This window comes from Bacillus sp. AC266, assembly GCF_979253805.1.
Genome location: NZ_CEEDEC010000005.1, coordinates 250188 through 273363, shown reverse-complemented (window position 1 = coordinate 273363; position 23176 = coordinate 250188). Strand labels below are relative to the sequence as shown.

The 23176-nt window shown below is 35.5% G+C and carries 20 protein-coding genes and 1 pseudogene; 15 read left to right on the top strand and 6 right to left on the bottom strand.

Annotated elements, in window-relative coordinates:
- Positions 1 to 278, top strand: a 278-nt coding sequence (locus AC0IXC_RS21380) for an LPXTG cell wall anchor domain-containing protein (protein WP_471653255.1), incomplete at its 5' end; no start/stop codon positions are given.
- Positions 279 to 379: 101 nt separating this feature from the next.
- Here AC0IXC_RS21380 and AC0IXC_RS21375 read toward each other — a convergent pair.
- On the bottom strand, positions 380 to 2083 hold the full coding sequence (locus tag AC0IXC_RS21375; RefSeq protein WP_012260394.1) for an S-layer homology domain-containing protein: 1704 nt from the start codon (positions 2081 to 2083) through the stop codon (positions 380 to 382).
- A gap of 250 nt (positions 2084 to 2333) precedes the next feature.
- Between AC0IXC_RS21375 and AC0IXC_RS21370 the strand changes: the two genes are divergently transcribed.
- Both AC0IXC_RS21370 and AC0IXC_RS21365 read left to right on the top strand, forming a co-directional pair.
- The gene (locus AC0IXC_RS21370; protein ID WP_002010930.1) at positions 2334 to 3824 is read left to right on the top strand and encodes a coproporphyrinogen III oxidase; all 1491 of its coding nucleotides are present in this window, start codon (positions 2334 to 2336) and stop codon (positions 3822 to 3824) included.
- A gap of 271 nt (positions 3825 to 4095) precedes the next feature.
- Complete coding sequence (locus tag AC0IXC_RS21365) at positions 4096 to 5652, top strand: fatty acid--CoA ligase (RefSeq protein ID WP_471653254.1); 1557 nt, start codon at positions 4096 to 4098, stop codon at positions 5650 to 5652.
- A gap of 26 nt (positions 5653 to 5678) precedes the next feature.
- On the opposite strand, the gene AC0IXC_RS21360 is transcribed toward AC0IXC_RS21365, so the two are convergent.
- A complete protein-coding gene (locus AC0IXC_RS21360) occupies positions 5679 to 6149 on the bottom strand; it encodes a hypothetical protein (RefSeq protein WP_201051320.1) in 471 nt (156 codons plus the stop codon).
- Between the two features lie 351 nt (positions 6150 to 6500).
- Between AC0IXC_RS21360 and AC0IXC_RS21355 the strand changes: the two genes are divergently transcribed.
- The 4 genes from AC0IXC_RS21355 to AC0IXC_RS21340 all read left to right on the top strand — a co-directional run bounded on the left by AC0IXC_RS21355 (position 6501) and on the right by AC0IXC_RS21340 (position 13068).
- Positions 6501 to 7970: a SulP family inorganic anion transporter gene (locus tag AC0IXC_RS21355; RefSeq protein ID WP_012260397.1), complete on the top strand. Its 1470-nt coding sequence runs from the start codon at positions 6501 to 6503 to the stop codon at positions 7968 to 7970.
- A 334-nt stretch (positions 7971 to 8304) separates the two neighbouring features.
- Positions 8305 to 9825: a putative polysaccharide biosynthesis protein gene (locus AC0IXC_RS21350; RefSeq protein ID WP_193652638.1), complete on the top strand. Its 1521-nt coding sequence runs from the start codon at positions 8305 to 8307 to the stop codon at positions 9823 to 9825.
- Between the two features lie 143 nt (positions 9826 to 9968).
- Positions 9969 to 11057: a polysaccharide pyruvyl transferase CsaB gene (gene csaB, locus AC0IXC_RS21345; RefSeq protein ID WP_002087333.1), complete on the top strand. Its 1089-nt coding sequence runs from the start codon at positions 9969 to 9971 to the stop codon at positions 11055 to 11057.
- Positions 11058 to 11205: 148 nt separating this feature from the next.
- Positions 11206 to 13068: an S-layer homology domain-containing protein gene (locus tag AC0IXC_RS21340; RefSeq protein WP_215590790.1), complete on the top strand. Its 1863-nt coding sequence runs from the start codon at positions 11206 to 11208 to the stop codon at positions 13066 to 13068.
- Between the two features lie 94 nt (positions 13069 to 13162).
- Here the strand turns inward: AC0IXC_RS21340 and AC0IXC_RS21335 are convergent, their stop codons facing one another.
- Positions 13163 to 14542 carry an O-antigen ligase family protein gene (locus tag AC0IXC_RS21335; RefSeq protein WP_471653253.1) on the bottom strand — a complete coding sequence of 460 codons (1380 nt, stop codon included), beginning with the start codon at positions 14540 to 14542 and terminating at the stop codon, positions 13163 to 13165.
- Positions 14543 to 14859: 317 nt separating this feature from the next.
- Here AC0IXC_RS21335 and AC0IXC_RS21330 point away from each other — a divergent pair, with 317 nt between their 5' ends.
- The 3 genes from AC0IXC_RS21330 to AC0IXC_RS21320 all read left to right on the top strand — a co-directional run bounded on the left by AC0IXC_RS21330 (position 14860) and on the right by AC0IXC_RS21320 (position 16449).
- A complete protein-coding gene (locus tag AC0IXC_RS21330; RefSeq protein WP_215590791.1) occupies positions 14860 to 15648 on the top strand; it encodes an enoyl-CoA hydratase in 789 nt (262 codons plus the stop codon).
- A gap of 136 nt (positions 15649 to 15784) precedes the next feature.
- Positions 15785 to 16105: a hypothetical protein gene (locus AC0IXC_RS21325; RefSeq protein WP_215590792.1), complete on the top strand. Its 321-nt coding sequence runs from the start codon at positions 15785 to 15787 to the stop codon at positions 16103 to 16105.
- A gap of 17 nt (positions 16106 to 16122) precedes the next feature.
- Positions 16123 to 16449 carry a nucleoside triphosphate pyrophosphohydrolase gene (locus tag AC0IXC_RS21320; RefSeq protein ID WP_002125566.1) on the top strand — a complete coding sequence of 109 codons (327 nt, stop codon included), beginning with the start codon at positions 16123 to 16125 and terminating at the stop codon, positions 16447 to 16449.
- A 20-nt stretch (positions 16450 to 16469) separates the two neighbouring features.
- Here AC0IXC_RS21320 and AC0IXC_RS21315 read toward each other — a convergent pair whose 3' ends face one another.
- Entirely contained in the window at positions 16470 to 16649 is a 180-nt protein-coding gene (locus tag AC0IXC_RS21315) for a hypothetical protein (protein WP_012260403.1), read from the bottom strand.
- A 127-nt stretch (positions 16650 to 16776) separates the two neighbouring features.
- Between AC0IXC_RS21315 and AC0IXC_RS21310 the strand changes: the two genes are divergently transcribed.
- From AC0IXC_RS21310 to AC0IXC_RS21295, 4 genes and pseudogenes are all read left to right on the top strand, one after another.
- Positions 16777 to 17826, top strand: a complete 1050-nt coding sequence (locus tag AC0IXC_RS21310; RefSeq protein ID WP_215590793.1) for a M42 family metallopeptidase — start codon at positions 16777 to 16779, stop codon at positions 17824 to 17826.
- 58 nt (positions 17827 to 17884) lie between these two features.
- A pseudogene (locus tag AC0IXC_RS21305) lies at positions 17885 to 18137 on the top strand (hypothetical protein); the annotation flags it as partial.
- 224 nt (positions 18138 to 18361) lie between these two features.
- Entirely contained in the window at positions 18362 to 19954 is a 1593-nt protein-coding gene (locus tag AC0IXC_RS21300; RefSeq protein WP_113769002.1) for an N-acetylmuramoyl-L-alanine amidase, read from the top strand.
- 171 nt (positions 19955 to 20125) lie between these two features.
- Entirely contained in the window at positions 20126 to 21079 is a 954-nt protein-coding gene (locus tag AC0IXC_RS21295) for a TRM11 family SAM-dependent methyltransferase (RefSeq protein WP_471653252.1), read from the top strand.
- 201 nt (positions 21080 to 21280) lie between these two features.
- On the opposite strand, the gene AC0IXC_RS21290 is transcribed toward AC0IXC_RS21295, so the two are convergent.
- Positions 21281 to 21781, bottom strand: a complete 501-nt coding sequence (locus AC0IXC_RS21290; protein WP_001273686.1) for a DinB family protein — start codon at positions 21779 to 21781, stop codon at positions 21281 to 21283.
- Between the two features lie 422 nt (positions 21782 to 22203).
- Positions 22204 to 22419, bottom strand: coding sequence for a YflJ family protein (locus AC0IXC_RS21285; RefSeq protein ID WP_002030060.1), 216 nt, complete (start codon positions 22417 to 22419; stop codon positions 22204 to 22206).
- Between the two features lie 240 nt (positions 22420 to 22659).
- Here AC0IXC_RS21285 and AC0IXC_RS21280 point away from each other — a divergent pair, with 240 nt between their 5' ends.
- Positions 22660 to 23013: a DUF3870 domain-containing protein gene (locus tag AC0IXC_RS21280; RefSeq protein ID WP_001225455.1), complete on the top strand. Its 354-nt coding sequence runs from the start codon at positions 22660 to 22662 to the stop codon at positions 23011 to 23013.
- Positions 23014 to 23176 lie beyond the last annotated feature (163 nt).

The window sequence follows — 23176 nt, the reverse complement described above, 5'->3', positions numbered from 1 at the left end:
CAGAAAAGCCAGGTGAAGGAACAGAAAAACCAGGTGAAGGAACAGAAAAACCAGGTGGGGAAACAGGAACACCAGGTGAAGGAATAGAAAAGCCAGGTGAAGGAACAGAAAGCCCAGGCGAAGAAGTAGAAAAGCCTAACTTACCAGAAAAAGAACAAGGCGGTTCTAATAATCAAAAACTTCCAGCTACAGGGCATAATACGGATTACCTTCCATTTATAGGTGTAATTCTGGTGTTATTAGGAATACGTTTAAGATTTATGATTAAAAATAGTTAATAGATGTATAAAAGGCAAAAGAGATAATATTATCTCTTTTGCCTTTTAGGTTAATACAGAAGGATTAAAGTAAAAACATCTATATTTAGTTATAAATGTTTTTAAGCTTCAATCACGTTAAGCATTCTGTTTATAAATGCAGCTGCGTGAGCACGTTGTGATGGTCCTTTTGGTACGAATTGATTAAATTCGTTACCTTTTACAATTCCATATCCATACACTCTTTGTACTTCTTCTTTAGCGTAAATTAAGTTTTGGTCTACGAATGGTAGTTCAACTGGTTTTGCGAAAATACCAGCGTGTTTTAGAGAACGATCAATCATAATAACAGCTTCTTCGCGTGTAATTGTAGTATTTGGATCAAAGGTATTATCACCACGTCCGCGGATTATGCCTGCGCTTGCTGCACGATTAATACCGTCTCTTAAAGATGGATGTACTTGTTCTAAGTCTGTGAAATTAGCATTTCCACTTGGTAATTGTAAAGCACGAGTAATTAATGTAGCAAATTCAGCACGCGTTACAAGACGTTCTGGGAAGTACTTGCCGTTCCCTTCTCCTTGCATAATGCCTCTAGCTGCTAATTGACGAATGTCTTGTTCATACCATCCACCTGTAATGTCATCAGTTACTGGATCTTTTCGGTTTTCCTTATAGTATGTTTCAGTTCCTTTTAAGAAAGCATCCCATTGTCCGCGTTGAATCATATACGCAGGGCAATTTTTTCCTGACCAAAATTGGTGTTTTTGGACCTTATCTAGAGAAATATTTAATTCGTTCATTAAATAAGCTGCTAATTTACGGGCATTCTCTACCGCTTTTTCATAGTTTCCATCTTGATTAACGGCAATTTCAATTCCGATAGATTCATAGTTTCCAGTTTTATTTCCAGCATGCCATCCAACTTCATTTACTGGAAGATGTTGATAAATTTCTTTATCATCTACTGTGAAATGCCAAGATGCGGCGCGATCAGCTGTTCCGCGTGCTTGACTATCTAAGAATTTTGCGTGATTTAGAGCATTGGCACCTTTCGCTGGATTAGCCGTTTCGTGAATCGTAATATATTTAGGGACCATCGCGTAGCCAGGGCGAATATCGTCATTTCCTTTTGGGACAATCATTTCTTTAAATGTAACGCCATAAATATTGTTTGTTTGTAGAGTAGCTGGAGCTCTCAATAAACTACTTTTAGCAGAACGACCGTTTTTTAATAATGAAGCTTTTGTACCTTCAAATGTAGCAGAAGGTGCATAAATCCATTTTGATGTTTCATTTATTTGGACTTTAAACCAATTTCCTGCTTGTTCAGTAGGAATAATTACTTGAGGCTGTAGTTTACCCTCTTCTTTAAACGTTTGGAATGGTAATGAATGTATGGAAGCTTCTTCTTTCACAATTAATTTTTGATTAGATAGTTTATGAATCTCTTGAACTTCTAAGCTATTATCATTGTTATTTATCCACCCAGCGCCAGCTGGAGTTGTTATGTAGTATGCATTCCCTTTTTTCTTTGTCGCCGTTACGACTTGTTCTGTAATCTCGATATTCGATTTGTTTTTTAAATCATTCGCGGTATATAATGAATGTTTTTTTGATGTGTATAGTAGGAATTGGCCAGTAACCTCGATATCTTCTTCATGAGTACTATGCTCTTTCACATGCTCTTTGATACTTTTAAAAACTTGATCCTCCGTATATACTTCGGCGGATTTTTCAGCACTCTCTGCAAATGAATAAGTAGGTGCAAGAACAGTTTGTAATGCAAGAGAGAGAGTTAAAACACTATAAAATTTCTTTTTCATATTTTTTTTAACACATTAGATTATGGAATCTAGTGTTAACATTCCTCCTTTATATATTGTATTTTCAATATGTATGGATTTTCGTACTAATAAATTTTAACAAGAGAAAATCATGATGTCTATATACATGAGCGATATTCATAAAAAGAATTATTTGAAAAAATGTAAGAGAAACAGGTAAAACCTTCTGTATTGACCTTCAAACGCCCTTCAAGTAAACTAAAGAGAGTTTGCAAATGAAAAGGTGATAATGTTGTTAATTTCAATTAAAACGTTACAAGATGATCGTTTTTTACGTCCGCTACAAAATATTGGCGGTTTATTTTTTGAAGAGAGCACGATAGGGTTTGAGAAAGAAGAAGCAAATCTTATCGTTGATATACAGATAGAAGGTAATGTGACAGCATCGGCTCGTTTAACAGATGTTGCAACCGGAAATGTATATGAAGAAACATTCGCAAAAGATTTATCTGCTTTCACAGAAGAAAAAGAACGTATGAAGCAAGTGAAACATGTTGTTTCTTACGTATATCTTTCTGTACTTCAACAGCTAACTGGACTTGAACAGAGCTGGGGAATATTAACTGGGGTACGCCCAACGAAACTTCTTCACAAACTGCTTCAAAATGGTATGTCAAAAGAAGAAGCGCATAAAGAACTTCGTGAAAGTTATTTAATTCATGAAGAGAAAATTGAACTTCTTCAGCGTATTGTTGATTGCCAATTAGCGGTTGTTCCAGATTTATACCGCTTGAAAGAAGAAGTAAGTATTTACATCGGTATTCCGTTTTGTCCTACAAAATGTGCGTACTGTACGTTCCCGGCTTATGCAATTAACGGACGCCAAGGATCAGTTGATTCGTTCTTAGGCGGGTTACATTATGAAGTTCGTGAAATTGGTAAGTTTTTAAAAGAAAAAGGTGTTACAGTTACGACGATTTATTACGGCGGCGGTACACCGACGAGTATTACAGCAGAAGAGATGGATATGTTGTATGAAGAAATGTACCAAGCTTTCCCTGATGTGAAAGATGTACGTGAAGTAACAGTTGAGGCAGGTCGCCCAGATACAATCACACCAGCAAAGCTAGAAGTGTTAAATAAATGGAACATTGACCGTATTAGTATTAATCCGCAGTCATACCATCAAGAAACACTAAAAGCAATTGGACGTCATCACACTGTAGAAGAAACGATTGAGAAGTATCATTTAGCACGTGAAATGGGAATGAACAATATTAATATGGATTTAATTATTGGTCTTCCTGGTGAAGGATTAGACATCTTTAAGCATACGTTAGATGAAACAGAAAAGTTAATGCCAGAATCGTTAACAGTTCATACGTTATCATTTAAACGTGCTTCTGAAATGACGCAAAACAAACGTAAATATAAAGTAGCAGGTCGCGAAGAAATTACTGCGATGATGCATGAGGCGGAAGAGTGGACGAAGAACCATAATTACGTGCCATACTATTTATATCGTCAAAAAAATATTTTAGGTAACTTAGAAAACGTTGGGTATGCAATACCGACGCAAGAAAGTATCTACAATATTGTTATTATGGAAGAAGTACAATCGATTATCGGACTTGGTTGCGGGGCATCAAGTAAATTTGTTCACCCACAAACAGGAGCAATTACACACTTTGCGAATCCGAAAGATCCAAAATCATATAACGATGGCTTCGTGAAATATACAGAAGATAAACTGAAAATTTTAGAAGAGCTATTCGTGTAAGAAGAAGGGGGTTGTTCCGATTTGGAACAGCCTCTTTTTATATTGTCAGTTTTTGTCGGTAAGTCGATATATTCGAAAAATAGCTGATATAAATTGAATTGCGTTCGATATATTCAAAAAATCGCCGATATAATTTCATTTACCATCAAACGGTCCATATGTAAAACTATGTCGATAATAATCAGAAAAATTAGTCAGATTATTAGAGGAAAATGTCTACTTATAGACGAAATGATAGATTTATGAAAGAGAAAAGGGGGAAATTGTTGGCATGTACATGACGATAGGGAGAATTTTTGATTTGGCAGTTGGCAAGTATCCGAATAAAGAGGCGTTAGTAGAACCAGAAAAAAATATTCGTTGGACATATAAACAGTGGGATGAGCAAATAAATAAAACGGCGCAAGCTCTATTGAAAGAAGGAGTAAGAAAGGGAGATTGTGTATCTGTTTACCTATATAACTGTCGTGAATTTGTAAACGTTTACTTAGCCTGTGCGAAAATTGGCGCGATCTTCAATCCAATTAATTTCCGCTTAAAAGCAAAAGAATTATCGTATATCCTCCAAGATGCAGCCTCGAAAGTAGTTGTCTTTGAAAAAGCAGTCGAATCAACAGTTGCTATGATTGAACGAGATTTTCCAAATTCGTCTTTTTGGTACGTGGAAGACGATGCACCTTCCTATGCTAGTTCTTACCATGAAAAAGTAAATGAAGCATCAGCTGAGAAAGTAGATATTGTAGTCGATGAAATGGATTTTTGTTCTATGCTTTATACGAGCGGAACGACTGGTCATCCGAAAGGCGTACTACATCGCCATCGTGATATGGCTGAGCATAGTATGATTTGTACGTATTTCATAAAATATAACAGGGATAGCGCCGGTCTTGTGGTAGCACCTTTATATCATTGCGGCGAGTTAAATGCTGGAATCATACCGCGCATTCAAGTTGGCGGAAAGAATGTTATTTTACATCATTTTGATACGGATAGAGTATTACATACCATTCAAGAAGAGAAGATTACGACGTTTTTTGCAGCACCGACGATGTGGAATATGTTACTGCAAAAAGATCTAACTAAGTATGATTTAACTTCAATGAAAATCGGTGTATACGGCGGAGCTGCAATGGCACCGGCGCTAGTGAAGGAATGTAAAGAGCGCCTTTATATTGATCTTGTTCAAATTTACGGAATGACAGAAATGGGACCAGTTGTTGCGTTTCTCGTAGAAGAGGATCAAATTACGAAAGCTGGTTCAGCAGGAACACCGTGCTTTAGCCATGAAATTCGAATTGTGAAACCGAACGAAGATGGACCAGCAGAGCCAGATGATACGTTGCCTCCTTATGAAGTAGGGGAAATTATTTTGCGCGGTCCAACTATGATGGCTGGTTATCATAACCGAGAAGAAGCAAATGCAAAATCGATGTATAAAGGCTGGTATCATTCTGGTGATTTAGGATACTTCGATAAAGACGGCTATTTATTCGTTGCAGACCGCGTTGATGATATGGTAATTAGCGGTGGGGTAAATATTTATCCTCGTGAAATTGAAGATTTCCTTCATAGTCACCCTGGTGTATTAGATGTTGCAGTACTTGGTGAGCCAGACGAACTATGGGGAGAGCGTGTCGTTGCGGTCGTTGTAAAGAAAGATAAAAATATTTCAGAAGCTGATTTAGAAATGTATTGCAAAGAAAGTGATGAATTAGCAGACTATAAACGTCCACGTCATTACTTATTTGTAGATGAACTTCCACGTAATGCGAGCGGGAAGTTGCAGAAGTTTGTGCTGAGGGAGTCGTTAAAAGGGGCAAAAAAATAGAAAGTGGGGACACCCACTTTCTATTTTTATTTACGTGAAAATCCTTCTTCATCAAGGTATTCCGCAGCTTCTGGATAAGAGTTGAATGTACCGTCTAAGTTTACGCCAGCGTAAACGTTCCACATGTCATCCTCTTGAATAAGAGTTAGGACATGACCGTCTTCGTTACGCCATTCTTCTTCCGCAGCAGGTTCCATTGGTGCTACAATTTCCTCTTGCTCCTGTGATAGACGTTCAATTACTTTTTCAATTAATGAACGCAGTTCTTCTTCTGAAAACTCACGGATGTTAATCATGCCTTTATCATCTGTTTTATAACCTTTAATGAAGTTTGCATATACAAATCCGTTTCCATTTGGGTGTAAATGATATACAACGTTCTTTTTATCTAAACGACTTTCTTCAAAGTGGAAGTTTACACGTTTTAATGATACGTTCTTTCTTTCTAGTTCTGGGAAAGATTCAATAATCGATAATTTTTCTTCAAAAGTTAGCATAGTGCCTCCAAGTATATAGTAAAAGATTTAATTTGTTCATTATAGCATAGTTGTAATTGTTTCCAAAGGTAAGGGGGAAACTTTTATTTGGATGCGTTTACTTCACGATACTGTAAAGAGTTTCTTATAAACAGGCTAACGGATGAGTATTTTTAGGTGTACAATGGAACGTGGACTTTATCCCGCATTAACGGGCAGTAAGACCTCCACCTCAAATTTCGGCGAATGCGAGGAAGTTAGGTGGGAGATCAACTGCCCGTAAACGCCCGATTGGTGCCGGCTAATGATCAGTGGGGATGAAAAAACTCCCCACTGATTAAAGTTTCACTTTATATGAAGGTGGTTATTTATATGTTTCAAAAAATAGCAAAGGAATGTTTAGCAGGATTTACTGTTGCGATTGTTGCGTTGCCGCTAGCAATTGCATTTGGTATTGCCGCGACAGGGACGTCTGAGGGAGCACTTGTTGGATTGTATGGTGCGATTTTTGCAGGTTTATTCGCAGCGTTATTTGGCGGGACACCTGGGCAAGTAACGGGGCCAACTGGACCAATTACTGTTATCGCAACAGGAGTTATTGCGACGCACGGCTTAGAGGCAAGTTTTATTGCCTTTATGATGGCAGGGTTATTTCAAATTTTATTCGGTGTATGTAAGCTCGGTTCTTACGTTCGATATATTCCGTATCCTGTCGTTTCAGGATTTATGAATGGTATTGCATTAATCATTATTTTAGGTGAAATAAAGCACGTACAAAATAGTTTTCTACTTGTTGTGTTAACGATTATTGTAATGATTGTTTCTGGCAAATGGATTAAGGCGATTCCGTCTAGTTTAGTAGCACTAGTCGGTGTGACAGCTTTGCTTCCTTTATTTTCTTCTCTACTCGAAGGACTTACAGTAAAGTTACCGATTATCGGAAATCTTTCATTAAACAAAGTAATTGAAAAGATTGGAACCATTCCAGAAGCGATGCCTACGCTTCATATTCCATCTTTAAGTGGAACAGGAATAGCAACACTTATTTTACCAGCGCTTAGTATTGCTTTATTAGGATCGATTGACTCTTTGTTAACATCGGTCGTAATGGATAATGTGACAGGTACACGTCATAAAAGTAATAAAGAGCTCATTGGACAAGGTATCGGTAATATGATGAGCGGATTGTTTGGTGGATTAGCAGGTGCAGGTGCGACTGTAAGGTCTATCGTGAATATAAGAAGTGGTGGTAAAACAGCACTTTCGGCATGTATGCATAGTGTTATATTATTTATTTTTATTATGGGTCTTGGTTCGGTCGTACAATACATTCCGCTTGCTGTATTATCAGGTATTTTAATTTTAACTGGTATTGGAATGTTCGATTGGGAAAGCATGAAAAAGATGCATGTCGCTCCTAAAGGTGATGTCGTTGTTATGCTCGTAACGATGATTGTAACGGTGAAGTTCGATTTAATGATTGCTGTTGCATTCGGTATTATTCTTTCGTTCATCATATATATGGTGAAGTGTAAAGAACGTAAAACTTCTATCGTAAAAGAAAGAGAAGAAACGTACACGATTCAAGGGCCGCTCTCTTTCCTATCAGTAGATCGTATTTTCTCTACTTTACAAGATGTGAAGTCACCGGTTGTTTTACGTATGAAAGATGTGCGTTATATGGATGTATCAGGAGCTATGGCATTATTAAATTTTGTTGAGCAATCAAATAAAGTAGGAGCAAGTGTAAAGCTTGAGCAAGTACATCCGAGTATTGAAAAAACAATCGTAGTAATGGCGAACGATGAACAGAAAGAGCAATTGAAAATCTTAAGTGTTTAGATGGTAATTAGAATATCTCACAATCTTACATACATTATAATGTAGAGTTGTGGGATATTCTTATAATGTTTTTAGTAATATGTATCGCATTGATAGAGAAGAAGAGCTTTTTTGAGTAACAGAAACAGTGATAATATGTACATATATAATGGAAAGAATTAGAAAATTAATTGTGAAGAAATAGGCGTGAACTGGTTCTCTTTTCTATTTTGAAAAAAAAACCAAGTATTCAACCTATAATAAATTTGTTATGATAATCAATGGGATAAAGTGAATCCCTATCGTTTAAAACAATATGTTTGAGAGTATATGTATAAAAGAAAAGAGAAAAAATATGAATAAAACATTTGTAAAAGGAGCAGCAATTTTAACCATTACAACTTTTTTGTCGAAATTGCTTGGTAGTTTTTTTCAAATTCCATTACAAAATATTGCAGGAGATGAAGTGCTCGGTATTTTCCGCCTTGTTTTTCCTGTATATATGATTGCTCTTACATTATCGGTAGCCGGAGTTCCGCTTGCAATTTCGAAATTAATTGCAGAGTTGAACGAAAAAAATAAGCAAAAGGAAATTGCGAAATTATTTAAATCAGCGTCAATTATAGGGATAGCATTTGGCGTTTTCGGTTGTTTAGTCATTGTATTATTTTCTATTGAAATTGCAAATATGCTTGGTGGACAAGAAACTAGAATGCCGTTGCTTATTACTTCATTAGCATTACTCATTGCGCCATACATGGCGGTTTATAGAGGGTATTTTCAAGGTTTCGGTGATATGAAACCAACAGGGGTATCACAAGTCATTGAGCAATTTGTACGTGTGTTTTTTATGCTAATAATTGCTTACATACTAGTATCATGGGATAAGAGTAATACTGTTATTACTAGTGGTGCGATGGTTGGCTCTTTTCTTGGAGTCATTAGTTCGCTTATATATTTGCGTATAAAATATAATAGAAGTCCATACTACAATAAAAGCAATTCCTATTCGCTCCGAGATTTAAGAGAAAACGGCAAAAAGATATTGCGGGTATCGATCCCAATCGCTATCGGAGCTTTATCAATGCCACTTTTAAATTTAGTAGACTCGCTTACAATACCGCATGTATTACAAGGATCATCAACAGAAATTCAAGAACAATTTGGAATATACAGTCGCGGTTTTGCATTCACGCAAATAATTGTTATTTTTGCAAGTGCAATTGTATTTCCGTTAATACCACTCTTAACTTCCGCATTGGCCAAAAGAGATATAAATTTGGCGAAAATAACAATTCAAAATACAAATCGACTAGCGCATGTTTTGACAGCACCGTTAACAATATGGTTGATGGCATTAACAGTACCGTTAAATATCGGATTGTTCACAGACGTAAAAGGCAGTAGTATGTTAACAGTTATGATTGGCAGTTCGTATTTTACTGCGGTTATGGTATTATCAATAGGTGTTTTACAGGGGATTAATCGTTCTGCACAAGCTGCATGGATTGTTATTGGCGCGAGTTTTGTGAAAGTCGTGTTAAACATGATGTTAGTGCAGGAGTTTGGCATAGATGGAGCGGCGTATAGTACATTAATTACTTACGTATTGATTTGCATTGTAAATTATTTGTATATTCGAAGCTACATTGCCTATTCTATTCATTTAAAAAGCTTTTTTGGTGTGCTAGGAATAGCATGTATTTTGGGACTAGGATTGTATGAACTGTGTAATGTGATAGATGTTACATCTTCAAGAATTATGACGTTATTATTCAGTGGTATAGCATTAAGTATTACAACCATTTTGTATGGTGTATGTGCTTTGAAATTAAAATGGATATCAATAAAAAAAATACCATTTTTGAAAAGATAAATATAGAAATTTAATTTTTTATTAAAATTCATATGAGCTGATAAAGAGGAAACTATGTAGGGTATCAAGTGTTTAGGTAAGGAATGGGTACCAGTTTATGTTAAATGAGATAAACGGTTACCTAGTTTTGGAGGAGATTTAGGGTGCGTTTAGTCTTATCAGGATATTATGGTTTTTATAATGTTGGAGACGAGGCGATTCTACAATCAATTATTGAATCGTTAAGTAAAGAGAACCCGGATATAGAACTAGTAGTACTATCAAATGATTCTAAATATACAAAGGAAATGTATGGTGTAGAATCGGTAGATCGCTGGAATATAAAAGCTGTTTATCATGCGATTAAAAACAGTGATGGAGTTATTAGCGGTGGCGGGAGCCTTCTTCAAGATCAGACAAGTACGAAGAGTATTCTATATTATACGGGTATTATGGGACTCGCTCGATTATTAAAAAAGCCGTATTATATTTATTCACAAGGAATAGGGCCAATTACAAAAGGATATAATCGTCTATTAGTAAAATGGAACTTGTCAAAAGCTTCCTATGTATCAGTTCGAGATGAGGATTCGTTTTTATATTTAAAAGGACTTGGTATAAAAAACGATATTGAAATTGTTCCAGACCCTGTTTTAACATGGAAACGAACAAAACAATCGGATTGGTTGCAAAAGCATTCGATACATGGAAAAGTAATCGCGGTTAGTGTACGTTATTGGCATGCAAAAGAAGATTATATAAAAAAATTAGCTATGGCATTAAAAAAATTAAAGCAAGAAGGATACCAAATTTTATTTGTTCCAATGCATGAGCCATTTGATCAAAAAGCTTCGCGTGAAGTAATAGAATTAATGGGAGAAGAGACGTATATGCTTCCATATAAAATGGATATCGACGAGAAAATATTCATTTTATCACAATGTTCATTACTAATTGGTATGCGTCTTCATGCACTTGTTTTTTCTGCAGTAGCCAAAACTCCAATGGTCGGGATTTCGTACGATCCGAAAATTGATTCGTTTTTAAGTCAAGTGAATCAGCCAGTTATAGGAAGTGTAGATGGCGAATGGAGTGCTGAGTATTTATATGAACTTGCAAAAAAGCAATTAATGCAACAAGGAACTGTGCAGCAAGAGTTACAATTAACAATAGATGAACTTCGGTTGCAAGGCAAACAGGCAACAAAGAAACTCATTGATCATATGGAAAAAGACACTTTATTAAAAAAGTAAAGTGTCTTTTATTTTGTTTTTTAATTTAATGAAAATTCTGATTATAAAAACGTTTTATGTTAATTTCTATTTATTATGCTAAAATGATTGCGATTATTATATAATCAAATTTGTGATAATAAATTCGTAGATTACGAGGAGGATAACCTTGAAGACTTTTTCAAAAGGTATAACAGCAGTGGCATTAACGGGATCATTACTTTTAACTCCTATTTCAAGTTATGCGGCAAATGATGATATTACAGGACATATGTTTGAGACGCATATGCGTTCACTTATTACTAAAGGAGTTTTAATGGGGTATGGTGAGAATGTATATGCGCCTGATAAACTAGTAACAAGAGCAGAGTTTGCTACATTCATAGCAAGGGCTTTAAATTTACCGAAAGCTGATTCGAATTTCGAGGATGTGCCGAAGACTTACGGTTTATATGATGGTGTAAGTAGAGCATATGGAGCGAAAATTATTAATGGTCGTACTAATGAGACATTCTCACCAAATGATGTGATTACACGTGAAGAAATGTCGATAATGGTAAAGCGAGCGTTAGACTATAAAAATATTAAAATAGCTGTAAGTCCGCTTACCTTTACTGATAAAGATAGTATTAACTATAAAGAGCATGTACAAGTTATGGTGGCTACTCAAATTATTAAGGGGTATCCAGAAGATAATACATTTAGACCACATTTATCAGCTACAAGAGGTATGGCTTCAGCTATGTTGGATCGCATGCTTCAGACAATTGAAAAAAACGGAAATAGCAATCCTGTAGAAACTAAGAAATATGTCGTGATAAATGTAAGAGAAAACGGAACAGAGCAAGAAGTAGAGCGCTATAATACGTATAAAGAAGCGGTTACGGCTGCTCAAAATAAAGGTATGAGTGCGGTGAAATACGAGAACGAATTTTTATGGATTAAAGATGGTTTTGCAAGTGCGAAGAGAATAACTGGGCAAAATATTATTAATATTTATGACGAGAAATTGTCAGCAGTATATACATATATTCAGTATGGAACAGAATTGAAAGTGTTAGAAATTGGCGAAGATCGTGTGAAAGTTCAAGTTTCTGGTTTGACAGGTTATGTGAAGAAGAATGAAATCACTTTAATTCCTACAAATGAAATGAAACAGTCTTCTTATTATGTGAAATCAGATGGATATTTATACCATAAATATTATACATATAATACAAGCTCACCTGGATATACAGAATTTAGATATGGTGTGGCACCTTCTTTCATGAAGCAAGGACAGCAAATGTATAGTGTAGATGGAAAGACGTTTGGAAATGAAACTTTCTATCAATATTTCAATTATTTATCATTGCGTTCTAAAACAGACTATACAGCTGAACAATTAGATAGTTATGTGAAATCGATTAAGCCAGACTCTCCATTAATTGGTTTAGGAAAGAAATTTAAAGAAGTAGAAAGCAAGTATAATGTAAATGCATTATTCTTATATTCATTAGCAATTCATGAAAGTTATTATGGAACAAGCGCTCTTGCAAAAGACAAAAATAATTTATTTGGTTTAAAAGCAACAGACGATAGTCCATATGGTAACGGGGAAGCATTTAATTCAAAAGAAGATTGTATTGAACATGCAGCAAAAGTATACATGAATGAAGGATATTTAAATCCAGGACATTGGCGTTATACAGCAACATATACAGGTGATAAAGCTGCTGGTTTAAATGCGAAATATGCATCTGATGCGAATTGGGGTAAAAAAGTAGCGGGGCATATGAATCGTTTTGATTCTTATTTAGGTAAAAAAGAATACAACAAGTATAAACTTGCACGTGTGATGAATGATGTGGAAGTGAAAAAGGATCCGCATAGATCAAATGAACGACTTTATCGCTTAACTACAAATAAAGTTGTAACAGTTACAGGTGAAGAAACGATAAATGGACAAGTGTGGGTTAAAATTATTTCTGATAATCCTGCTGTAAATGAAGCATATATCGCAAAAGAAAACTTAGAATACGTAACACACTAATTAAATATAAAAGAGAAAAACTGTTTATCTAGATGCGTTTATAAAAAAGGTGCTCCAAAAGCCAGCATAACTGACTTGTTGGAGCACCTTTTTTTTATTCAATTTCAAAATCAACAATCATATAAGCGAGTATAACAACGAAGAAAATACTAACGGATGGCGCTGTTAATACGTGCCCGGACATAAAGCCGATTCCAAGTGATAGGACGAGCGTGCTAGCCAGTAGCATATATTTCACAGTTAATATTTTCTTGAAGTTTGTCATGATACGAATGAATAATTTAATACCGAAGTATAGAAATGGTATTAAGTAAATAAGGAAACCGACGATTCCGAATGCAAAGAATAGGTCGTGGAAATCCATTTCGATTAACTTAATTTTATCAGTATAGTTACCAGCATAGCCCATTCCGAATAGTTTTTGTGATAGTGGTGCGTCTTTATAGTATTGTTTGTATACTTTTAAAAATTTATCGCGATCACTGTAAATTAAACTTTTCATTTCAGAGTCTGTTAGTTCACCCTGCTCATGTTTTTCTTCTTTAATTACTTTTCCTTCTTTTCTATCCTTTTCTTCTTGTACTGATTTTTTGTATTCGTATATTTGCATGTGGATGCCCATATTTTTTGCGATAGGAGTATGTGGTGTAAGTACAATTAAACCTCCTAGTACAATAGCGGCAACAACTGTATTTACGAGATATTTGAATCCTGTTCCTTCTTTTTTGCGATGAATCATATATTCAATGAATGAGAATAAAAGTGCCACGCCAAGCGTTAGAACAATTGCACCATATCCTACTTTCGTTCCGACCATAATACTTGCATACATCGCAAGCATTGTTGGAATCCAGTAATAGATTTTCGAGAAAGAAGTTGTTTTATGAATCGAATAGAGCACTACGATTGGGAACATAATTGCAAAAATAGAACTTAAATCATTTCCAGCAAAGAACCAACCTCTTGAGCCAATCTTTGAGTGAGGGTAGCTTGGGAAATCTGTACCAGTTTGCATTGCAACAATCAGTGTGATGCTTAAAATTAAAGTTGCATATAAGAAATATGTAATGATTTTATGCAACGTATATTCTTTATTTTTCAACTTTTTAAAGACGATGGTATATCCAAACAGTAGCACAATTGGATATATGCTCTTTAAAATAAACTTTACTTCTTCGCCAAATGAAACTGGAGATTTAATCATCATATTATTTGCAAGACCAATTGCTAGTACGATCCCGAGTAGGCATAAATAGAGAATGTACTTTTTCGCTCCAGGTTGTTCTCTATGAAGAAGTAGATAACCTAATGCAAGAAGCATAAAGGCGAAACGGACTACGATTCCAACTGTTGCGCTCATGTGTAATACATAGATTGAAAAAGACGTTAATAAATCTAAAATTGGTTGAAACACAATGAATAGCAATAGGAAATGCGGGAAGTAGTTATCCGTTTGTTTCAACTTATTAACCATATATTCCTCCATTTCTTCATTCCTTTAGTTCAATACCCAAGAGATGGGGATAAAAGCCTTGTTTACATAATAAGGCGAATGAATTTCAATATTTATTTTTTTGCATCAAAATTAAGAATACACCATTTCATTGTAATGGTAAATAGATGAAAAATATTGATAAACCGACTTTAATTTCTATATTTTTTAACGAAATTGGATGTTTTATACGGAGATATATACAAATTACGAGAAAATTAAGAAAAAAGAAGGATTTTTAACATGCTTTCTATAATTATATAAGTATAATCTTTATGTTGAAAAGAGGGGTATATATAATGGAAGTAACAAGTAAAACAGAATCTGTTGTTGTGAAATATGAAGGGCGCGTAGCAACGGTTATGGTCAATCGTCCAGAGGTTTTAAATGCATTAGATGAACCAACGTTAAAAGAGTTATTACAAAAGTTGAAAGAAGTGGCGGAAAGTTCTGTTCACGTTGTTGTGTTGTGTGGAAGTGGCCGTGGTTTTTCTGCGGGTGGAGATATTAAATCAATGCTTTCAAGTAATGATGAAAGTAGGTTTGAAGGCATCATGAATACAATTTCTGAAATCGTTGTGACGTTATATACGATGCCGAAGCTTGTTATTAGTGCAATTCATGGGCCGACTGCTGGACTTGGATTAAGTATTGCATTAACAGCTGATTATGTTATGGCAGATATATCATCAGTTATTGCGATGAACTTTATTGGAATCGCTTTAATTCCAGATGGTGGTGGCCATTTCTTCCTTCAAAAGCGCGTCGGTGAAAATATGACGAAGAAAATCATTTGGGAAGGGAAGAAATTATCAGCGACAGAAGCGCTAGATATCGGTTTAATTGATGAAGTAATCGGTGAGGATTTCCAAACGGCTGTGAAGCAAAAAATTAATGAATGGTTACAAAAACCAATCAAGGCGATGATTCAAACGAAACAAATTTTATGTGAAGTAAATCGTTCTAATTTAGAACAAACGCTTCAGCTCGAAAAGCGTGGTCAATATGTGATGAGACAAACAGCGGACCATAAAGAAGGTATTGCTGCTTTTCTAGAAAAACGTTTACCAGCATTTAAAGGGGAATAAAGTGAAACTTTAATCCGTGGGGGGTGTTTATCCCCCGCGGATTATTAGTCTGACTGCCCGTTAATTCGAGATAAAGGGAAGAAAGTGCTAACACATTTTAGTATAATTGTGTTAGCACTTTTTTTAGGAGTAATAAATGAAGAAAATTATCGGTGTTATCGTTATGATTTTACTTACATATTATGCTTTGCATAGTACACCATCTCTTGCGGTACGGACTGCATTATTCTTTGAGGGACATCCAACTGTTTCTTTCTCTGGTGAAGTGAAGAAAGAACGGGATGTGAAAAAAGAGGCGATTCCTGATGAGTACCAAACCTTATACGGCGATAAGAAAGAAGAACCAGAGCATTACTTCTTTCCGGTAGTAAAGGCGCACGGATCAGGAATTGATATGTTAAGTGCTTGTGTGGAAAAAGAGTGGTTTTTCTATAAAGCAGAGCTTGGGTGTTATTAAAAGTGGGAGGAAAAGTGATGTCAACTTATAACAGGTTAGTAAGAGATCGTGTCCCGGAGAAAATTTTGATGTCTGGAAAAACATATACAGCACAAAAATTAACAGGGCAAGCTTACATACAAGCGTTAGCGAAAATTGGTACAGAAGAAATTCGTGAATTTGCTTCGATGAAAGAGCGTGAACATGCGCTAGATTCACTTGCAGATGCACTTGAAATTATTATTTCATTAGCGCGTGCAGAAGGTGCAACAATGGAAGATGTAGAGCTTATTCGTAAACAGAAAGAAGAAGAGCGCGGCGGATTTACAAGAGGGATTTATTTGATGGACGTTTCGGAAGAGTAGTTTTATAGAAAAAGCACAACTTACTCAGTAGCGCTGTGCTTTTTTCCTACAATTAGGCTAATGATTAAGAAGATAATAGTTAATGCCCAGCCAATTGTAATTGAGGTAGTAGTGTGAACGACATAAGAGACTTGTAAACATAGTAATGATGATAAAAACCAAATAAGTGCAATATGTACATGTTTTTTCGTTACATTCATTTTTGTTATCTCCTTTTCACTTACTAAACTAAATTTTACTATAATTTAGAAAATTAGACTATATGAGTAGAGGTTTTATTGTAATTTCGCTATACTAAATAGTAGAGAAAACGAGGGGGAAACGACAATGGCACATCATGCGAAAGAAACGATGGAATTAATCAAGGAGCTTGTCTCTATTCCAAGTCCATCTGGAAACACGGCGAAAATTATTAATTTTATTGAAAACTATGTAAGTGAGTGGAATGTAGAGACGAAGCGTAATAATAAAGGCGCTCTTATTTTAACGGTTAAAGGGAAGAATGATGAGCAGCACCGTTTATTAACTGCACATGTTGATACGTTAGGCGCAATGGTGAAAGAAATTAAGCCAGACGGTCGTCTTCGACTATCTATGATTGGTGGATTTCGCTGGAACTCTGTAGAAGGGGAATATTGCGAAATTGAAACGTCAAGCGGTAAGACGTATACAGGTACAATTTTAATGCATCAAACCTCTGTCCATGTGTACAAAGATGCAGGGGAAGCGAAGCGCGATGAGAAAAATATTGAAGTGCGTATTGATGAGCGTGTCTTTTCAGCAGATGAAGTACGTGAGTTAGGAATTGAAGTAGGAGACTTCGTTTCATTTGATCCACGCGTTCAAATTACGAAGAGTGGATACATAAAATCACGCCATTTAGACGATAAAGTAAGTGTAGCAATTCTATTGAAATTAATTAAAAGATTACAAGATGAAAAGGTAACATTACCATATACAACACATTTCTTAATTTCTAATAATGAAGAAATTGGGTACGGTGGAAACTCGAATATTCCAGAGGAAACGGTAGAATATTTAGCAGTTGATATGGGAGCGTTAGGTGATGGACAAGCATCTGATGAATATACAGTATCTATTTGTGCGAAAGATTCTAGCGGTCCATACCATTACGCTTTACGTAAACATTTAGTTGAACTGGCGAAAGCGAATGCTATTGAATATAAAGTGGATATTTATCCATACTACGGATCAGACGCATCAGCTGCGATTCGCGCCGGATTTGATGTGAAACATGCGTTAATTGGAGCTGGTATTGATTCTTCTCACGCATTTGAGCGAACGCATGAGAGTTCTATTATGTATACAGAAGCATTAGTGTATGCATATGTAATGTCTAATTTAATTGAAGAATAATTTCATAGCAAATAGAGAGGGCTGATTGAAAATATTATTTTTAATCAGCTTTTCATTAGCGCAAGTTTTTTATATTCATAAAGGAAAAGTACTCGAAGTGAAAATTGGCGAAGGTGACCTAGGTATTGCAGGAACTTGTTTTAAAGCTTTAGATAAAGGGAAGTTCCTTATAGGGAATTATGATAATGGAGAAGGAATATGGTATTTCTCGACTTTCCAAACAAATCTTGAGACGGGAAAAGCAGAAAGGATCGATCAGGTAAAGCTTTCTTTGGAGGAAGGGAATATATATTAAAGAAAATTTTAAATAATACATTAGGAAAAGCGATTAGAGTACTATGTACTAATCGCTTTTTTATATACATTCATTATCAGTTATATATATACGATTTTTGTTATGTGAAGGGAAAACGTATTTACTATAGATATATAATGTTATAAACTATGAAAGGATTAATTATTAGTTAATACTTTATAGTTAGTTTAATGGGAGAAATTGTATAAATATGAAGTTTCGAGAGGAGATTTATTTTTCATGAAGTACAAAGCAATAGCCGCAGGTATATTAGCAGCAAATTTACTAGCACATCCAATTAGTAGTTTAGCAGAAACGAAGAAATTTCCTGATGTTTCAGACGATGCGTGGTCGAAAGACGCGATTTATTATTTAGTAGAGAGAAATGTAATTAATGGTATGCCAGATGGTAACTTTATGCCACAAGGAAATTTAACACGTGCTCAGGCGGCAAAGATTATCGCAACAGCAATTGGCGTTAAAGTGGATCCAAACGCTAAGCCATCTTTTAATGATTCAAAAAATCATTGGGCAGCTCAATATATTGCAGCGATTGAAAAAAAGGATATTATTAAAGGCCGAGGACCGGGAGTATTTGATCCTGAAGGACAAGTAACTCGTGCTGAAATGGCGGCTATGCTTGTAAGGGCATATGAATTGAAAAGCCAAGTAACCGGAACAGCGCCTACAAAATTTGCTGATTTAGAAAATCATTGGGGTAAAGAAGAAGTAAATATTTTAGTAGAATTAAAACTTTCTTTAGGTACAGGTGACGGCTGGAAACCAGATAATTCTATTACACGTGAACAGGCAGCTCAGCTTACTGCTCAAACAGATAAATTTGGAAAGAATAGTAATCGTCCAGTAGAAACAAAGAAAATATATATGGATAGAAAATTCATTACATATCACGGACCATCATTAACATCTGGGATTAGTGCAAATCAGCATGATCCACAAATGGTTGAAGTAAAAGAAGAGCGAGATGGATGGATCAAAATTGCAACAAGTAACGGTGATAAATGGACACCTTTAGTAGAGAAAACAGAAGCTATTAAGGAAGGATTCACTACATATGCAGGGACTACCCATACTTCTAAAGTACTAGGTACATATGGAGCACAACAAGTAACTGTTATTGAAGAAAGCGGCAGCTGGATTCGCATCCGTACAACTAGTGGTTTCCAATGGGTTGATAAAAACCAATTGAACCCAGCGAAACAAGGGAACTTCTTAGAAGGAAAAGCGATTATTATTGATCCGGGTCATGGCGGGGTTGATCCAGGGCATTCTGGTGTGAAAATGGATGAAAGTGCTATCGTATTAGATACATCTTTACGCGTACAAAAACTATTTGAACAAAAGACACCATTTACTGTTTTATTAACACGTAATGATGATACACGTCCAGGAAATACCTCTGGTGAATCTTTGAAAAAACGTATAGAATTTGCGCAAGAAAATAAAGGTGATATTTTTGTGAGTGTTCATGCAAACGGGTTTAATGAACAAGTAGAAGGAACAGAAACGTTCTACTACAGATCAGCATCAAATCCAAATTCAGAAGAGAGCCGTGTACTAGCAGAAAAAGTACAAAAACGTTTAGTACAAGCACTTCAATCAAATGATAGAGGTGTAAAAACAGAAGACTTCTATGTAGTGAAATACAATACAATGCCTGCTATTTTAGCTGAACTAGGTTTCATCGATGCTAAAGGCGAAGGTGAAAAACTAGCTACTGAACAATGGAGACAACGTGCAGCAGAAGCAATTTATTCTGGTATTCTAGATTACTATGAATGGCAAGGTAACGATGTATCTTCTTATCGTTAATAATAGAAAAAATTATGGAAGAGATTGCCATAGGCAGTCTCTTTTTATTTATAAAACAAATTATAAAGGTTTCTCTTTATTTCGGGCATATGATATCATTTAATTTTATATGAAAAAGTATTTGAGTAATTTTGATCATAACAATTTTAAACGATAAAGGATGATAATAGATTGAGTAATCATAGTAAAACACCTGCATGTATATATACGTATGCATTTCGCGAAGAGGAGCGTGCTTTATGTTACTTGGAAATGCGCTCGTTCTTTGGAATGGAGGCTCACGTTAATATTTTGAAAAGTGATGTCAAAATTGACCCGAGTAGAAGTGCGTTTATGAAAGAGCGCGTTGAGGTTATGTATGAAGGAGACGACTTAGAAAGTATTTTAAAACAAGTAGAACAAATTGATTTGGCGGGGGCGTCATTTAAAGTTATCTTCGTTAAAATCAATGATCTTGGGAAAGAAAATAAAATTGAATATGGGGAAAGACGTCTCATTGAACGCGACCTCGGTATGCATATTGAAGGAGAAGCGGATGTTCGTAATCCAGAGCGTGTATTCGGGATTGTTCCTCTTGGAGGACGCTGGTACTTCGGACACTATGTAGAAAGTGAGCCAGTTTGGTATCATCACATAAAAAAACCGCATAGTTATTCGACATCTCTTAGCACGCGTGTTGCGAGATCAGTTGCAAATATCGCTGTACCAAATCCAGAGGGAGTACGAGCTATTGATCCGTGCTGCGGCATTGGAACAGTAGTAGTAGAAGCACTTTCTATGGGAATTAACATTGTTGGTAGAGATATAAATCCACTTGTGGTTCTTGGAACGAGGAAAAACATCGCACATTTTGGGTTTGAAGGAACAGTAACAAAAGGTCCAATCGAGGAAATTACTGAGAATTACGACGTTGCGATTATCGATATGCCGTACGACTTATTTACGCATGCAACACCAGAAGACCAGTTCTCAATTCTTTCAAGTGCGCGCCGCATTGCAAAAAAAGTAGTCGTTGTCACGATGGAAACAATGGACGACATGATTCATGAAGCGGGATTTGAAATTACAGACCGCTGTATCACAAGAAAAGGATCATTTTCTAGACAAATTCTTGTTTGTGAATAGGAAAGGTCACCCGTTTATTAAATTAATAAATTACAGGATAGTTAGTCCATTATGAGGCTGATTATCCTTTTTTATTTAACAACAAATACAAAAACTCCATTTTGAATAAAGATTGATCAAAATGGAGTTACCCTTTTTAGCTAAGTATGAGATTTTTATAAAAAAGTTTGATTATTTTACTGAGCCTTAATGAATAACATTTCAAGAATACCAATAAAAAGCATAATCAGTCATAACTGAAGAATCACCCAACTGATGTAACATAGCTGAAATATTCCCTCTATGATAGGTTCCATGATTCACAACGTGTAAGACCATTTCAGATATACTTGTTTCTCTTAATCCTGCCCATGGATTATCCAACATTATTCTCTTTTCCATATCTTCCTGTCTGTTCAAAAAGGTTTTAAACCGGGATGTTAAAGTGTGAAATTCCGTTTCTAAGTCTTCAATGGGCAGTTTCTCAATCTTTTCTTGAATTTGAAATGAAGATTGCATTGCTTCATTCATACTCTGACCCTCAAGGGTATGAAGCCATCCATATTCCACCAAATAGAGATGAGATAAAACCTTTGAAACAGAAGAAAAGACACTTTTCATTTCCTTTTGATATTTCTCAGGAGAAAGTGTCTTAAGATGATCAATAATCCGTTGATTTGCCCATACATGATAGTTATATAGATTTTCTACATGATTGGCCATACAATCGCCTCCTTATCATCACGTTTTTTAATGTTCTTTATCAGAATGAATTATTCCTTTAAATATCATTACTTATTTGATGAGATCTTCAACTAAATGGCCCAATTGTTGAACAAAGGTCAAAGCAATCTTCAACTAACCTGCCCCGTTAGTTGAAGTACATTTCTTCACAATGTTTATCGTTAGATTAACATAAATATCCAACAAGAAAACATCAAGCTTTTTTACAAAGCTACACTTGTGACAAAAAAGCTTATTTTTTCATTTTGTGGTGATTCTGAATTCTTAAGTTGATGGGCATGCCTGTGTAGGTGATCTTTTTTTGGTTTGTATCAATGTGTGATTAGTTGGTAGTTTAGATGGGAGATTTGACGGGATTTGTTGAATAGACGATATATCTCGAGAGTTGTTTTGTTAGTGAATTACTCTTCTTTCGTTGTCTCTTGTTGTGCGATTAATAAATTGCGTAATACGTGTGCGCGGTAACTTTCTAGTTTTCGTCCTTCATGATAGCGAACACCTAATTTCTTTAGTTCAGCTACGTACCAGCCTTTCGTTCCGTAATACATGAGACCACTTCCTTTTTTCTTTTGAACAGTATATGTGCCTGGGTGAGAGAATTTTCTTTTTTTATTCATGAAATTTGCGGAATTTAACATTGAATATTCAGTTTATTTTTATTATGATTAACTTATTATCGGATGACAGTGATTAGCCTCGCTGTAAGCCAGAATTTATGTTTGAAAAAGAAGAGAGTAACTTCTTTCCACTTGAGCTTCTTTAGAAGAAGTACGAGCTATAAGGATAAGGGTAGTAAAATTCAATGCAAATGTGTACATTGTTTTTCTGGCTCTTAACATAGTAACGGAGGATGAAATATGCGTAAAGGGACTTTTTTTATGGCAGGACATTCGAGACTTCCGAAAGGTATGGCTGTTCGCAGTATGTATGAAACATTAACAATTACAATTGAGGCAGATCATAAATATCATGTCATTATTGAAGCGTCATGTACGCTTGCGACAGAGCATGGTAGAGACTTCGTCGCTCAAATGTTGAGAGGACATAGTTTGCAAGATGGTATTGAGGAAATCGTTCAAGATATTACGGACCATTATCAAGGAAAAGCGCAAAATGCTATCGTCAGTGCGGTGAAAGATTTACATCGCCAATATGTAAGTTATTTAAATGATGAACAGCCCAGGGGAGAGTACGAGGAAACAACACCATAAAAACTATCTAGTTAACAACCATAAACGAGAGCCAGTTGTATTTCTTTTAAAGAGATACGACTGGCTTATTTTATTGAGGAGGCAAGAACTATGAAAAAGTTAAATGAAGTGTAAGTTGTAAAACAAGAGATGAAAAAAAGAGGGTGCGTAGAAAGTAAGGGGG

Bases quoted from the DNA above. Each gene is read 5' to 3' on its own strand.
- AC0IXC_RS21375 (WP_012260394.1), bottom strand. From the start codon at position 2,083: ATGAAAAAGAAATTTTATAGTGTTTTAACTCTCTCTCTTGCATTACAA.
- AC0IXC_RS21370 (WP_002010930.1), top strand. From the start codon at position 2,334: ATGTTGTTAATTTCAATTAAAACGTTACAAGATGATCGTTTTTTACGT.
- AC0IXC_RS21365 (WP_471653254.1), top strand. From the start codon at position 4,096: ATGTACATGACGATAGGGAGAATTTTTGATTTGGCAGTTGGCAAGTAT.
- AC0IXC_RS21360 (WP_201051320.1), bottom strand. From the start codon at position 6,149: ATGCTAACTTTTGAAGAAAAATTATCGATTATTGAATCTTTCCCAGAA.
- AC0IXC_RS21355 (WP_012260397.1), top strand. From the start codon at position 6,501: ATGTTTCAAAAAATAGCAAAGGAATGTTTAGCAGGATTTACTGTTGCG.
- AC0IXC_RS21350 (WP_193652638.1), top strand. From the start codon at position 8,305: ATGAATAAAACATTTGTAAAAGGAGCAGCAATTTTAACCATTACAACT.
- AC0IXC_RS21335 (WP_471653253.1), bottom strand. From the start codon at position 14,542: ATGGTTAATAAGTTGAAACAAACGGATAACTACTTCCCGCATTTCCTA.
- AC0IXC_RS21330 (WP_215590791.1), top strand. From the start codon at position 14,860: ATGGAAGTAACAAGTAAAACAGAATCTGTTGTTGTGAAATATGAAGGG.
- AC0IXC_RS21325 (WP_215590792.1), top strand. From the start codon at position 15,785: ATGAAGAAAATTATCGGTGTTATCGTTATGATTTTACTTACATATTAT.
- AC0IXC_RS21320 (WP_002125566.1), top strand. From the start codon at position 16,123: ATGTCAACTTATAACAGGTTAGTAAGAGATCGTGTCCCGGAGAAAATT.
- AC0IXC_RS21315 (WP_012260403.1), bottom strand. From the start codon at position 16,649: ATGAATGTAACGAAAAAACATGTACATATTGCACTTATTTGGTTTTTA.
- AC0IXC_RS21310 (WP_215590793.1), top strand. From the start codon at position 16,777: ATGGCACATCATGCGAAAGAAACGATGGAATTAATCAAGGAGCTTGTC.
- AC0IXC_RS21300 (WP_113769002.1), top strand. From the start codon at position 18,362: ATGAAGTACAAAGCAATAGCCGCAGGTATATTAGCAGCAAATTTACTA.
- AC0IXC_RS21290 (WP_001273686.1), bottom strand. From the start codon at position 21,781: ATGGCCAATCATGTAGAAAATCTATATAACTATCATGTATGGGCAAAT.
- AC0IXC_RS21285 (WP_002030060.1), bottom strand. From the start codon at position 22,419: ATGAATAAAAAAAGAAAATTCTCTCACCCAGGCACATATACTGTTCAA.
- AC0IXC_RS21280 (WP_001225455.1), top strand. From the start codon at position 22,660: ATGCGTAAAGGGACTTTTTTTATGGCAGGACATTCGAGACTTCCGAAA.